Origin of the sequence: Actinomadura scrupuli (genome assembly GCF_050971785.1) — a bacterium.
GTDB classification, from domain to species: Bacteria; Actinomycetota; Actinomycetes; order Streptosporangiales; family Streptosporangiaceae; genus Actinomadura_E; species Actinomadura_E scrupuli.
In genome coordinates this window covers 90,008-102,525 of record NZ_JBPCCU010000007.1, presented here as the reverse complement: position 1 = coordinate 102,525, position 12,518 = coordinate 90,008, and the positions used below count along the sequence as shown (strand labels likewise).

13 protein-coding genes and 1 riboswitch are annotated in these 12,518 nt (G+C 71.9%); of the genes, 10 read left to right on the top strand and 3 right to left on the bottom strand.

What is annotated here, in order from left to right:
• Positions 1-451: 451 nt before the first annotated feature.
• Positions 452-1,597, bottom strand: a complete 1,146-nt coding sequence (locus tag ACRYCC_RS28820) for an acyl-CoA dehydrogenase family protein (RefSeq protein ID WP_433816856.1) — start codon at positions 1,595-1,597, stop codon at positions 452-454.
• Positions 1,598-1,662: 65 nt separating this feature from the next.
• Here ACRYCC_RS28820 and ACRYCC_RS28815 point away from each other — a divergent pair, with 65 nt between their 5' ends.
• Positions 1,663-2,280 (top strand): TetR/AcrR family transcriptional regulator, encoded by a 618-nt coding sequence (locus ACRYCC_RS28815; RefSeq protein WP_433816855.1) that lies wholly within the window; start codon positions 1,663-1,665, stop codon positions 2,278-2,280.
• 48 nt (positions 2,281-2,328) lie between these two features.
• Here ACRYCC_RS28815 and ACRYCC_RS28810 read toward each other — a convergent pair whose 3' ends face one another.
• Positions 2,329-3,387 carry a methyltransferase gene (locus tag ACRYCC_RS28810; RefSeq protein ID WP_433816854.1) on the bottom strand — a complete coding sequence of 353 codons (1,059 nt, stop codon included), beginning with the start codon at positions 3,385-3,387 and terminating at the stop codon, positions 2,329-2,331.
• Positions 3,388-3,506: 119 nt separating this feature from the next.
• On the opposite strand from ACRYCC_RS28810, the gene ACRYCC_RS28805 reads away from it, so the two are divergent.
• The 8 genes from ACRYCC_RS28805 (at position 3,507) to ACRYCC_RS28770 (ending at position 9,912) form a co-directional block, all read left to right on the top strand.
• Positions 3,507-4,484: a phosphatase PAP2 family protein gene (locus ACRYCC_RS28805; protein WP_433816853.1), complete on the top strand. Its 978-nt coding sequence runs from the start codon at positions 3,507-3,509 to the stop codon at positions 4,482-4,484.
• A gap of 12 nt (positions 4,485-4,496) precedes the next feature.
• Positions 4,497-5,168, top strand: coding sequence for a ribulose-phosphate 3-epimerase (gene rpe, locus ACRYCC_RS28800; protein WP_433816852.1), 672 nt, complete (start codon positions 4,497-4,499; stop codon positions 5,166-5,168).
• Between the two features lie 133 nt (positions 5,169-5,301).
• A riboswitch (FMN riboswitch) is annotated at positions 5,302-5,432 on the top strand.
• A 64-nt stretch (positions 5,433-5,496) separates the two neighbouring features.
• A complete protein-coding gene (locus ACRYCC_RS28795) occupies positions 5,497-6,090 on the top strand; it encodes a riboflavin synthase (protein ID WP_433816851.1) in 594 nt (197 codons plus the stop codon).
• A 13-nt stretch (positions 6,091-6,103) separates the two neighbouring features.
• The gene (locus ACRYCC_RS28790) at positions 6,104-6,751 is read left to right on the top strand and encodes a nicotinamide mononucleotide transporter family protein (RefSeq protein WP_433816850.1); all 648 of its coding nucleotides are present in this window, start codon (positions 6,104-6,106) and stop codon (positions 6,749-6,751) included.
• Positions 6,748-7,974: a bifunctional 3,4-dihydroxy-2-butanone-4-phosphate synthase/GTP cyclohydrolase II gene (locus ACRYCC_RS28785; protein ID WP_433816849.1), complete on the top strand. Its 1,227-nt coding sequence runs from the start codon at positions 6,748-6,750 to the stop codon at positions 7,972-7,974. The genes ACRYCC_RS28790 and ACRYCC_RS28785 overlap by 4 nt, the downstream gene beginning before the upstream one ends.
• Before the next feature lie 31 nt (positions 7,975-8,005).
• Complete coding sequence (gene ribH, locus ACRYCC_RS28780; RefSeq protein ID WP_433816848.1) at positions 8,006-8,518, top strand: 6,7-dimethyl-8-ribityllumazine synthase; 513 nt, start codon at positions 8,006-8,008, stop codon at positions 8,516-8,518.
• A 43-nt stretch (positions 8,519-8,561) separates the two neighbouring features.
• Complete coding sequence (gene hisG / locus ACRYCC_RS28775) at positions 8,562-9,437, top strand: ATP phosphoribosyltransferase (protein ID WP_433816847.1); 876 nt, start codon at positions 8,562-8,564, stop codon at positions 9,435-9,437.
• On the top strand, positions 9,430-9,912 hold the full coding sequence (locus tag ACRYCC_RS28770; protein WP_433816846.1) for a PH domain-containing protein: 483 nt from the start codon (positions 9,430-9,432) through the stop codon (positions 9,910-9,912). Before hisG ends, ACRYCC_RS28770 begins: the two co-directional genes overlap by 8 nt.
• 114 nt (positions 9,913-10,026) lie before the next feature.
• Here ACRYCC_RS28770 and ACRYCC_RS28765 read toward each other — a convergent pair whose 3' ends face one another.
• A complete protein-coding gene (locus ACRYCC_RS28765; RefSeq protein ID WP_433816845.1) occupies positions 10,027-11,019 on the bottom strand; it encodes a serine hydrolase in 993 nt (330 codons plus the stop codon).
• A 359-nt stretch (positions 11,020-11,378) separates the two neighbouring features.
• On the opposite strand from ACRYCC_RS28765, the gene ACRYCC_RS28760 reads away from it, so the two are divergent.
• Complete coding sequence (locus tag ACRYCC_RS28760) at positions 11,379-12,515, top strand: M23 family metallopeptidase (RefSeq protein WP_433816844.1); 1,137 nt, start codon at positions 11,379-11,381, stop codon at positions 12,513-12,515.
• Positions 12,516-12,518 lie beyond the last annotated feature (3 nt).

The following is a 12,518-nucleotide window of genomic DNA, read 5'->3' as shown; positions in this document are numbered from 1 at the left end:
TCCCTGATCCGGTAGCCGCCGAGAGCGCGTGAAGAACGACACTGCGAAGGACCTTCCCCTGCGAAGCCTGGTGATGTTGTCAATGCCGCGAATGCCGGCCGATGTCAGGCAGGCAGATCGGCGGCGTCGACCCCGTACCCGAATGTACGGTCGGCCGACTGCGGCGGTTCAGGCGTGATGGACCGGCCCGGCCGTCCGTGGCCGTCGCGGTCTGTCCCCGCCCGCAGCTGAAGATCAGAAATCCTCCGGGCGGCAACGATAGCAATCCTGACCGTGAGCCGCGGCTTTCATTGCGATTCGACCACTGTGCCCTTCTCTGTGGCCGGGAATTGTTGCCCGGCGCGTTCAGCCCCGCTGGTAGACACGGAATCCAGTGGTGTCCAGAGCCAGATCGCATGAACTGTTCATCAGGTTGCTCGTGGCCGGTCTGCTCCGGCGCGCCATAGGTGGGTCACAGGCCGGCGGAGCGGCCGATGATCTCCTTCATGATTTCGTTGGAGCCCGCCCAGATACGGGTGACCCGGGCGTCCATCCAGGCCCGGGCGACACGGTACTCGCGCATGTAGCCGTAGCCGCCGAACAGCTGGACACAGCCGTCGATCACGCGGTTCTGGACGTCGGCGCTCCACCACTTGGCCTTGGCCGCGTCGACCGCGTCGAGTTCGCGGTCGAGGTGGGCGGCGAGGCAGGCGTCGACGTGGGCCTGCGCCACGTCCAGCTCGGTGATCAGCTCGGCGACCAGGAACTTGTTGTGCTGGAAGGCGCCGATAGGCTGCCCGAACGCCTTGCGCTCCTTGACGTAGGCGATCGTCTCCTCCAGCACGGCCCGGGCGTGCGCCAGGTTGCAGATCGCCACGCTGAGCCGCTCCTGGGGGAGCCGTTCCATCATGTGCACGAAGCCCCGGCCGAGCTCGCCGATGACGTTCTCGGCGGGGACCCGGACGCCGGTGAAGAACAGCTCGGAGGTGTCGGCCTCGGGCTGGCCGACCTTGTCCAGCTTGGTGCCCCGGGCGAAGCCCGGCATGCCGGCCTCGACGCCGAACAGGGTGATGCCCTTCGCGCCCTTCTCCGGGTCGGTCTTGGCGGCGACGATGACCAGGTCCGCGGAGCCCCCGTTGGTGATGAAGGTCTTGGAACCGTCGAGCACCCAGGCGTCGCCGTCCCGTACGGCGGTGGTCTTGAGCGCCGCCAGGTCGGAGCCGCCCGACGGCTCGGTCATCGCGATGGCGGTGAGGATCTCGCCGGTGCAGAAGCCGGGCAGCCAGCGCTTCTTCGCCTCCTCGGTGGCCAGCTCCAGCAGGTACGGCGCGCACACGTCGATGTGGATGGCGAACATCGAGTTGTAGGCCGCGGCGACCGCGGCGAGCTCCTCACCGATCACGGCGTTGAAGCGGAAGTCGCCGGCGTCCTGGCCGCCGTACTCCTCGGGAACCTGCATGCCCAGGAGACCCTGGCGGCCGGCCTCCAGCCAGACCTCCCGGCTGAGCGATCGCTCATCACGGGTCCGCTCGTCGACGGGCAGGAGGGTCCGCTCCACGAACTGCCGGACGGACTCGCGGAACAGGTGATGGTCGCTGTCGAAGACTCTCCGGCGCATGCTCTTGTCTCCCAAATCGAGGTTCCTGGCGCGCAGTTTACTGAGCGGCCGCTTAGGATGCCGACGTGGACCGTACCGAACCGGCCGCCGGGATGTGGGACACCGTGCCCGCCGGGGCGCCGCGGCGGCTGCTGATCGCCGCCGTCGACTCCTTCGCGGAGCTGGGCTACCACGGCACCTCGACCCGGCACATCGCGGCGGGCGCGGGCATGAGCCCCGCGGCCCTGTACGTCCACTACAGGACCAAGGCGGAGCTGCTCTTCCAGATCACCATGATCGTCCACGAGTCGGTCCTGGCGGCCCTCCTGGACGCCGTCGACGGCGTACGGGCGCGTCCGCGGCGGATGCGGGCGCTGGCGTACGCCTTCGCCCGCTGGCACGCCCGGCACCACAAGGCGGCCCGGGTCATCCAGCACGAGCTCGCCGAGCTGCCGCCGGAGCACTTCGAGCAGGCGGCGGCGCTCCGGCGCCGCACGGCCCGCCTGTTCCTGGACGAGGTGCGCGACGGCGTGGCGGCCGGCGAGTTCGACGTCGCCGACGTGCCGGGGACCGCCCGCGCGGTGATGTCGCTGGGCATCGACGTCGCCCGGTGGTACCGCCCCGAGGGGCCGCGCACCCCCGAGGAGATCGGTGCCCTCTGCGCCCACCTGACCCTCCGCATGCTCGGCGCCGCCGCGGAGTGAGCCGCGCGGCCCGCCCCGGCCCCGGCCCGCCGGCCGGGGCCGGCCCGCTCAGTCCGGCAGCCGCGAGGCCTGGATCAGCCCGGCTCCGGCGGGCAGATCGGTGACGAGGTCGGCGCGCAGCCCGGCACGGTCCAGCAGCGCCAGGTACTCCGAGCGGGTCCGTTCCCGGCCGCCGCCGAACAGCGCGAGCATCCGCATGTCCAGGAACTTGCCGAAGTGCGGCCGGTCGTCGTCGGGCAGCAGGTAGTCCAGGAACAGGGCCCGGCTCCGGCCGGTCATGGCGGCCCGGACGGCGCGCAGGATCCGCAGGGCGTCCTCGTCGTCCCAGTTGTGGACCACGTTGGCCAGCAGGTAGGCGTCGGCGCCCGCGGGCACCGCGGTGAAGAAGTCACCGGCGACCAGGTCGCAGCGCTCCACCACCCCCCGCGCGGTCAGGTACTCCTTCGCGCCGGGCAGCACGTGGTCCAGCTCGAACAGGAGCCCGGTCGTCTCCGGATGGGCCTCCAGCACGGCCGCCAGGACGGTGCCGTTGCCCCCGCCGATGTCGGCGACGGTGCGGACCCCGGTGAAGTCGTGCACGGCGGCCAGGCCGTCGGCGAACGCCCGCGACCTGGTGGTCATCCACTCCTCGAAGGCGCGCAGGAGCGCGGGGCGGTGCCGGTAGTACTCGTACAGGGAGCCGTGCGCGGCGGCGATCGGTGACCGGCCGGTCCGGACGGTGCCGGCCAGCGCGCCCATCGCCTCCCACGAGACCGGCTCGCCCATCACGACGACGCCCGGGCGCATGGAGTCCACGCCGTTCGCGCGGAGCAGCGTCCCGGCCTCGGCGAGGGCGTACGTCGCGGGCGCTACCGTCGTCACCAGCCGGAGGGCGGCGGCGGTGCGCATCAGCCGGGCGAGCGCGCCCGGGTCGGCCTGGCAGCGGACGGCCAGCTCCCCGACGGTCAGCGGCCCGTCCTCCAGATGATCGGCGCACCTCAGGTCGACGAAGGCGTGCAGGGCGCTGAACTTCCACGCGCCGCTGAGCAGGTCCCCGATGTGCGCGCGCGGGTCGTCGCCGGCGGCGGTCTCGGGCGGTCGGGAGCCGGTCTGGTCCTGGTCGGGCATCGGCAGGGTCCTCCTCGGTGGGCCCCCGGCGGGGGCTCGGACGGATGTGGGGCGGGTGGTCCCCGATCGGTAATCTCGGAGACCGGGGTACATGATCGCTCGGGGGAGAGAACCACATCGTGACGGGGTTCTGGCACGCCATGTCGTTCATCGGCAGCGCGGCCTTCTACGTGCCGCTGCTGGTGGCCGTGTACTGGTGCGCCGATCCGCGGCTCGGGGCCCGCGCGATGATCCTGCTCACCCTCAGCGGGGTCATCAACGGCCTGCTCAAGGTGGTCTTCCACGATCCCCGGCCGTACTGGACCTCCGGGCTCACCGAGCACGAGAACCAGGCCTCGTTCGGGATGCCCTCGGGGCACGCGCAGAACGCCGTCGTGGCCTGGGGCTTCGTCGGGGTGTGGCTGTACGGCCGGACCCGGGCGGCGATCGGGCGCCGGGCGATCTCGGTGGTCGTCGTGACGGCCGTCGCGCTGATCGGGCTGTCGCGCGTCCCGCTGCACGTGCACTCCCTGGGGCAGGTCGCGGCGGGCTGGGCGGTCGGCGCCGTGCTGCTGATGGCCGCGCTGCGGATCGAGCCGGTCGTGGTGCCCTGGTGGGAGCGCCGCCCGCTGTGGCTGCAGGCCGCGGTGGCGCTGCTGGTCGCGCTGCTCTTCCTGGCCGCGACGGAGCTGGCCGTCGGGGAGCTGCGCGGCTGGCGGATCCCGGACGCCTGGACCCGGGCGATCGGCGCCACCGGCGGGGCGGTCAAGCTCCTGTCCCTGCGGGAGGGGGCGGCCGCGGCGGGCGTGCTGTTCGGCGGGCTGTCGGGCGTCTCCTGGCTGGCGCACCGCGGATGGTTCGACGCCGGGGGAGCGCTCCGGCTCCGGCTGGCCCGGCTGCCGGTCGGCCTGGCGGGGGCCGCGGTGCTCTGGTGGGCCGGGCTGCTCGCGGGCCGGGCCGTGCCGGTGATCTTCGTGGCGAACGCGGTGCTCGGCCTGTGGGTGGCGGCGGGCGCGCCGGAGCTGTTCGTGCGGACGGGACTGGCCGGGCGGAGGGCCGCCGATCACCCCCGGCCGATCACCCGGTCGGGTGAGACGCGGGGCCCGTACCCCTCCTAAACTCGGAGCACCATGGCCCTTCAGATCTCACCCAGCATCCTGTCCGCCGACTTCGCCCGGCTCGCCGACGACGTCGCGCTCATCTCCGGCACCGCCGACTGGGTGCACGTCGACGTGATGGACAACCACTTCGTGCCCAACCTGACCATCGGGCTGCCGGTGGTGGAGGCGCTGCTCAAGCACAGCGCGCTGCCGCTCGACTGCCATCTGATGATCGAGGACCCGGACCGCTGGGCCCCGCAGTACGCGGAGGCCGGGGCGGGCAGCGTCACCATCCACGCCGAGGCCGCCAAGGCCCCGATCCGTACGCTGCGCGCGATCCGGGCGGCCGGTGCGCGCGCCGGGCTCGGCGTCAACCCGGCCACCGAGGTGGAGCACGTCGACGACCTGCTCGGCGAGATCGACATGCTGCTGCTGATGACGGTCGAGCCGGGCTTCGGCGGGCAGCGGTTCCTGGACGTCGTGCTGCCCAAGATCCGGCGGGCCCGGCGGCTGATCGACGGCCGGGACCTGGCGGTCTGGCTGCAGGTCGACGGCGGGGTCGGCACCGAGACCATCGAGCGGTGCGTCGAGGCGGGGGCGGACGTCTTCGTGGCCGGCAACGCCGTGTTCGGCGCGGACGACCCGGCCGAGGCCGTCCGCAACCTGCGCGCCCAGGCCGAACGGGCCGCCGCGCCCCGGTGATCGCGCCACCGGCCTCCGGAGCGGCCGGGACAGAGTAAACCGAGCGAGCGCTTGGTTGGCCAAATGTGGTCGTGGGCATCCTCACATGTGGAGAGGAATGCCGGACATGGCACACTGGTTACTCAATGAGTCAACGCGTGCTCCGGGGTCGGTGAAAATCCGAACCGGCGGTGATAGTCCGCGACCCGGCCGAAGCCATCGGCCGGTTGACCCGGTGGAACTCCGGGACCGACGGTCAAAGTCCGGATGGGAGGCAGCGCGCGGTACGCCCCTGCGCAGGGGGCGTGGTTTGCCGCACCCCGGAGCCTTCATGTCATAGGAGGCCCGGGTGTTCACCGGCATCATCGAAGAACTCGGCGAGATCGTGGCGATCGAGCCCGCCACGGACTCGGCCAGGCTGACCATCCGCGGCCCGCTGGTCACCCAGGACGCCGCCCACGGCGCGTCCATCGCGGTCAACGGCGTCTGCCTGACCGTCATGGATCTGAAGGCCGACGCCTTCACCGCCGACGTCATGCGCGAGACCCTCGAGCGCTCCAGCCTCGGCGCCCTGGAGCCCGGCTCGCCGGTGAACCTCGAACGTCCCGTACGACTGAGCGACCGTCTCGGCGGCCATCTCGTCCAGGGCCATGTCGACGGCGTCGGCACGATCATCGCCCGCGAGCCCGGCGAGAACTGGGAGATCGTGCGGATCTCGCTGCCCGGGGGACTGGGCCGCTACCTCGTCGAGAAGGGCTCGATCACCGTCGACGGGATCAGCCTGACCGTCGTGGACGCCGGCGACGACAGCTTCTCGGTCAGCCTGATCCCCACCACGCTGGAGCTCACCACGCTGGGCCGCAAGGCCGTCGGGGAGCCGGTCAACCTCGAGGCCGACGTCATCGCCAAGTACGTCGAGCGCATGATCGGCGCCACGTCATGAGCGGAGCGGCGGCATGAGCTGGACCCAGGCCGGCGTAGAGGTCTTCGGCGAGAAGCTGCTGTGGACCGATCTCGCGGGCAACGCGTGCGCGCTGAGCACGGTCTGGCTCGCGATCCGCAAGACGATCTGGACCTGGCCGGTCCAGCTGGCCGGCTCGGTGCTGCTGTTCACCGCCTCGGTCAGCGCGCACTTCACCGGCAACGCGCTCAAGCAGGTGATGTTCGGGGTGCTCGCGGTGTACGGCTGGGCGAAGTGGTCGCAGGGCCTGCGCGACGGCCACGACCTGCCGATCCGGCCGGCGACCGGGGCGGAGCGCGCCGTGCTCGTCGCGGTCCTGGCGGCGGGCACCGGGGCCGTCGCGCTGCTCTTCGCCCGCCTGCCGTTCCTGCACGCCGGCTGGATGCCGCTGGCCAACGCGTACATCTTCGTGGGCAGCGCGGTCGCGACCTACGCGCAGAGCCGCGCGCTGATGGACTTCTGGTGGATCTGGGTCGCCGTCGACCTGGTCGGAGTGCCGCTGGCCGTCCACTCCGAGCTGTGGGTGACCGGCGGCGTGTACGTCTTCTTCTTCGTATTGGTGATGATCGGGTTCCGCGACTGGCTCCGGGAGTACCGGGCACAGATCGTGCGCAACCCACCTTCTGAGGCGGTGGCCACATGAACAAAGATGAGACCAATGGCGGGTTCGACAGCGTCGAGGACGCGATCGCCGACATCGCGGCCGGCCGGCCGGTGATCGTCGTAGACGACGAGAACCGGGAGAACGAGGGAGATCTCATCTTCGCCGCCGCCAAGGCGACCCCGGAGCTGGTGGCCTTCACCGTGCGGCACACCAGCGGCGTCATCTGCGTCGCCGTGCCCGGCGCCCACCTCGACCGGCTGCAGATCCCCCTCATGACCTCGCAGAACAGCGAGCACATGCGGACGGCGTTCACGGTCACCGTGGACGCCCGGCACGGCGTCACCACCGGCATCTCCGCGGCCGACCGGGCCAAGACGATCCGTACGCTGGCCGACTCGGCGACGGAACCGTACGAGCTGGTGCGCCCCGGCCACATCTTCCCGCTGCGCTACCACCCGGGCGGGGTGCTGCGCCGGCGCGGGCACACCGAGGCGGCGGTGGACTTGGCGCGGCTGGCCGGCCTGTCCGAGGCGGGGGCGCTGTGCGAGATCGCCAACGACGACGGCACCATGGCGCGGCTGCCCGAGCTGCAGGTGTTCGCCAAGGAGCACGGGATCAGGCTGATCTCCATCGAGCAGCTCGTCGAGTACCGCAAGCGCTCGGAGAAGCTGGTGGAACGGGTCACCGAGACCCGGCTGCCCAACCGGTTCGGCATGTGGCGGGCGGTCGGCTACTCCAGCTCCATCGACGGCGGCGAGCACCTCGCCCTGGTCTACGGCGACCTGGGCGACGGGGACGACGTGCTCGTGCGGGCGCACTCGGAGTGCCTGACCGGGGACGTGCTGCACTCCGAGCGCTGCGACTGCGGCACCCAGCTGGACGGGGCCATGGCGGCGATCGCGCAGCGCGGCCGCGGGGTGGTGCTCTACCTGCGCGGACACGAGGGCCGGGGCATCGGGCTGCTGGCCAAGCTGCGCGCCTACGCGCTGCAGGACAACGGCTCCGACACCGTGGACGCCAACCTGGAGCTGGGCCTCCCGGCCGACGCCCGCGAGTACACCAACGCCGCCCAGATGCTGGCCGATCTGGGCGTGCGCTCCATCCGGGTGCTGACCAACAACCCCGACAAGCTCAAGGGGCTGCGCGGGTTCGGCCTGGAGGTGCTTGGCCGGGTGGCGCTGCCGGTCGTCGTCACCGAGCACAACCGGCGTTACCTGACGGTCAAGCGGGACCGTCTCGGACATGAGATCGAGGGACTGTGAACGGCACGGGCGGGGCGAGGGGAGAACGGGCATGAGCGGCACGGGCCGGCCAGAGGACACCACCGTCGACGCGAGCGGGCTGACGATCGGCATCGTCGCCACCCGCTGGCACGGCGAGATCACCGACCGCCTGCTGGAGCGGGCCGTGCTGGCCGCCAAGGCCTGCGGGATCCCCGCGCCCGTGGTGGCCCGGGTGGCGGGCGCGCTGGAACTGTCCGTCGTCGCCCAGCAGCTCGCCCGGGAGAACGACGCCGTCGTCTGCCTGGGAGCCGTCATCCGGGGAGAGACCGCCCATTTCGACTACGTCTGCGATTCGGTCACCGCAGGCTTGACCAGAGTCTCACTCGATGAGAGCACGCCCGTGGGCAACGGAGTACTGACGTGTGACACCATTGAGCAGGCATTGGATCGCAGCGGGCTGCCGGACAGCCGCGAAGACAAGGGATGGGAGGCGACTGTGGCCGCTCTAGACACGGCACTGACCTTGCGAGGACTGCGGCATCACGGTCACGCCGGTCACGTGACGGAGCATCTGAGCTCCTGAGCCACCCGGTTTCCCGCCGTCCCCATCACGAAAGGTTTTCATTGTGCTGTCCCTTGTCCTGCCCAAGGGCTCTCTCGAGCGCGCCACCGTCGAGCTGTTCGACGCCGCCGACCTGACCGTCCGCCGTGCCTCCGACCGCGACTACCGCGCGTCCATCGAGGATCCGCGGATCGACCGGGTCCGGGTGCTGCGCCCGCAGGAGATCCCGACCTACCTCGAACAGGGCCTGTTCGACCTGGGCATCACCGGCCGCGACTGGATCACCGAGACCGACGCCGACGTGGTCAGCCTCGGTGAGCTGAAGTACTCCAAGGCGACCTCCAACCCGGTCCGGGTCATCATGGCCGTGCCCAACGACGCGCCCTGGCAGTCGGTGACCGACCTCCCCGAGGGGGTGCGGATCTCCACCGAGTTCCCGGCGATGACCGAGCGGTACCTCGCCAAGCACGGGGTCAAGGCCCGGGTCGTCCCGTCCTACGGCGCGACCGAGGCCAAGGTCCCCGACATCGTCGACGTCATCGTCGACCTGACCGAGACCGGCTCCTCGCTGCGCAAGAACGGGCTGCGCATCCTCGACACGCTGCTCACCAGCTACACCGAGCTCGTCGCCAACCGCGAGGCGTACGAGGACCCGCAGAAGCGGGCGGCCATGGAGGACATCGCGCTGCTGCTGCAGGGCGCCATCCGGGCCCGCGGCAAGGTGCTGCTCAAGCTGAACGTCTCCAACTCGATGCTGCAGGCGGTGCTCGACATCATGCCGTCGATGTCCTCGCCGACCATCACCTCGCTGGCCGGCGGGGACATGCACGCGGTGGAGAGCGTCGTGGCCAAGCACGGCGTCAACACGCTGATCCCCGCGCTCAAGGCGGCCGGGGGCCGTGACATCCTCGAGATCCCGATCACCAAGATCGTTGACTGACACTCCTGATACCGGGGCGCCCGCCGGTGGCGCCGCGGTGACGCTGCCGGTGGTGTGGCGTCCGCGCACCACCCGGATCCTGGCGTACTCGCTGGCGGGCACGATCATGCTCGGCATGATCGTGCTCGCCTTCGTGGTGCCCGCCAACTGGGGCGCCGTCGACCGGATCGGCCTGGTGGTGTTCGGGCTGCTGGTCGCCTGGATCCTGCACGTGCTGGCCCGCTGCCGGATCCGGGCCGACCGGCACGGCCTGACCATCGTCAACCCGCTCTACACCAGGCGGTACGAGTGGGCCGAGGTGATCCGGGTGAACATGTCGGTCGGAGATCCCTGGCCCACGCTCGACCTGGCCAGCGGGGACTCGATCAGCGCCATGGGCATCAACGGCGCCGAGCACCGGCTCGCCGCGCGCCAGATGACCGAGCTGCGCGCCCTGCTCAAGGCCTACGGCGAGGCCCCCGACCCGCAGGGCTAGGCCCGTGGCCCGCCCGGCGGGCCTGATGCGCGCCCGGCGGCCTGATGCGCGCCCGGCGGGCTGATGGGCGCCGGCGAGGCTGATGCGCGCCCGGTGGGCCGGGTGCGCGCCCGGTCAGGTGTGCCCGAGGGCCTTGGTCACCAGCCGGGTGACCTGCTCGACCCTGGCGATCCCGCCGGCCATCGTCACGTTGTGGTCCGACAGCACCGCGATCAGGAAGTCGCGCCCGCCGCCCCGGATCCGCCCGATGCTGTTGATCACCCAGGTGCCGCCGTCGGGGACCCGGGGCAGCCAGCCGTTCTTGAGCGCCACGGCGTCGCCGCCGGCGGCTCCCGCGCTGATCCCCCAGCGCTGGGCGGGCGTCACCGAGCCCATCAGCTCGAGCGCATAGCGCCGGCTGCGGGCGTTGAGCGGGCTCCCGCGCGAGACCAGCGCCCACAGCAGCCGCACCTGGTCGGCCGTGCCGGTCATGGTCACGCCCCAGTAGCCGCCGGGCCCCGCGGTCGTGGCGCGCAGGCCGAGCCTGCGGTTGACGGCGGTCAGGCCGGCGGTCCCCCCGATCTGGTCCCACAGGGCGTTGGCCGCGAGGTTGTCGCTGTACTGGATCATCCGGGCCGCGGTGGCCCGCTCGTCCGCCGTGAGCGGCCGCCCGGCCCGCTGTGCCTTCAGCAGCAGGGCGGCGAGGATGTCGACCTTGACGATGCTCGCCGTCGGGAACGCCTGCGCCGTCCCGTAGCGGAAGACGGCGCCGGTGGGCAGGTCCCGGACCGCGATGGCCAGCCGTCCCCCGGTGCCGCCGAGATAGCCGGCCAGCGTCCTGGTCAGCCGCTTGCGGGCGGACGTGGACAACGCCTTCGGGCGGCGTGCGCGCGGGGTGGCCCGCGCGGACCGGCGCGGGGGGTCGGGGGCCGCCGTGGCGGTCGCCGTCGCCGCCGGCGTGGCCGGAGTGGGTGCGGCGGGCGCGGCGGCCGGCTGCGGTGCCGGGTGCACCGACCGGGCGGCCACCACGCCCGCCACGACCGCGGCGGAGACCAGTACGATCACCAAGCGGCAGAACGCGGCGAACCCGCCTCGCCGCCGGGGCCGGCCTGCCGGTGCAGCCGTCATCCGCCGCCCCCCGTGGTGTCTCGGGACCTTTGGGGCAGGACCCTAGGACGCCTGACTGAACCGCGGCTCGGAGAAAGCTGAGAAAACGGTGACCGGCGGGTCCTTTGGCCGGGATCGGTCCTTGCGGTGACATTTCACGGCTTCCCTGCGCTGTGTACAGGAAGGGACGGCCCGGGATCGAGGGAATTGCGTGGCTCCGCCTCTGGTCAAAGCACCTTCGCAAGTGCTTTTTCATAACATCGCCACGACGAATCCCTTCAGCCTCGTATTATCTCCCCGAAAAGGGGGCCAACTTCTCAGTCATGCAGCATCCGAGAGGCGAGACGATGGCGAGGCGAGATGATGACTCCAGGACGTCGATGCTCCGCCTGGTGAACCGGATCTCCGGGCTGGGCCGCGCGACCGCGGTGCTCGTCCTCCTCGCGCTCGGCGCGATCATCGGGCAGACGATCATGCCGGTGGCCACGAAGTCCGCCCCGGCCGCCGCCGGTCTCCCCGAGCCGAAGGCCACCTCCCGGAAGCCGAGCCGCCCCCCGGCGCCGCGCCCGCCCGGCCGGACGACTCCGCTGGAGTCACAGGTCCAGACGCTCGTGCTCGCCCTGCGCGGCACGACGGCCCGCCGCACGTACGGAGTGCCGAGCCTGGCGCGCCCGCTCGTCCGGCTCAGCAGGGTCGACGAACAGCGGGGCTGGGCCCTCGGCACCTCCGCCATACCGCTGCCCGCCGGGGTCGCGGCCATGCCCGAGGCGTCGGTGTTCGTCGCCCGCCGCACCGGTGCCAAGTGGTCGATCCAGCTGGCGGGCACGAAGGGGTTCCTGCGGCTGGTCAAGCAGGCTCCCGTCTCGCTGATCCCCCAGGACGAGCGGCCGGTGCTGACCGGCTACGGCGGCGGCGCCAAGACCGCGGCGCCACAGTCGGGGGACACCGGGCTGACGCTGCCCTGGGCGGCCGGCCAGTCCTGGTCGATCCAGGCGCCGGTCGAGGGCCAGCAGGACCTCGGATTCAACGGCGGTGACGGCCGGGTGCGGGCCCCGGGGGACGGCCGCATCTTCCGGCTCTGCTCGACGGCGCCCGGCCGCGGCCTCCTCCTGCTGATCCACGCCAACGGGCTGGCCACCGAGTACTACCAGCTCACCGGCGTGCCGAACCTCAAGGACGGCAGCCTGGTCAAACGCGGCGACCTCCTGGGACGGGTCGGGACCGACCAGCCCTGCGGAGCGGGGTCGTCCAGGCCCCGGACCATGGTGCGGTTCGGGCTCCGGGGCGCCGATCGCCCGCTGACCCTGGACGGCAGGTCGTTCGGCGGCTGGACGCTCCGTACGGCCGCCGGGCCGGTCTCGGCCGAGCGCGAGGGAATACGGGTCGTCGCGGGCAATCCGCTGCTCAACTTCGGGCCGGGGGCCGGCGGCCCGGCCGTCTCCCCGTCGCCCTCGCCCGCCGTCAGCTCCTCACCCGGCGCCAAGCCCAAGCCAACCCCTGCGGCCAAGCCAACGTGATCT

Excerpts from the sequence above, each read along its gene's own strand:
- ACRYCC_RS28810 (WP_433816854.1), bottom strand. The coding sequence starts at position 3,387 with ATGCCCGACCAGGACCAGACCGGCTCCCGACCGCCCGAGACCGCCGCC.
- rpe (WP_433816852.1), top strand. The coding sequence starts at position 4,497 with ATGGCCCTTCAGATCTCACCCAGCATCCTGTCCGCCGACTTCGCCCGG.
- ACRYCC_RS28790 (WP_433816850.1), top strand. The coding sequence starts at position 6,104 with ATGAGCTGGACCCAGGCCGGCGTAGAGGTCTTCGGCGAGAAGCTGCTG.
- ribH (WP_433816848.1), top strand. The coding sequence starts at position 8,006 with ATGAGCGGCACGGGCCGGCCAGAGGACACCACCGTCGACGCGAGCGGG.
- ACRYCC_RS28760 (WP_433816844.1), top strand. The coding sequence starts at position 11,379 with ATGCTCCGCCTGGTGAACCGGATCTCCGGGCTGGGCCGCGCGACCGCG.
- ACRYCC_RS28820 (WP_433816856.1), bottom strand. The coding sequence starts at position 1,597 with ATGCGCCGGAGAGTCTTCGACAGCGACCATCACCTGTTCCGCGAGTCC.
- ACRYCC_RS28765 (WP_433816845.1), bottom strand. The coding sequence starts at position 11,019 with ATGACGGCTGCACCGGCAGGCCGGCCCCGGCGGCGAGGCGGGTTCGCC.
- ACRYCC_RS28785 (WP_433816849.1), top strand. The coding sequence starts at position 6,748 with ATGAACAAAGATGAGACCAATGGCGGGTTCGACAGCGTCGAGGACGCG.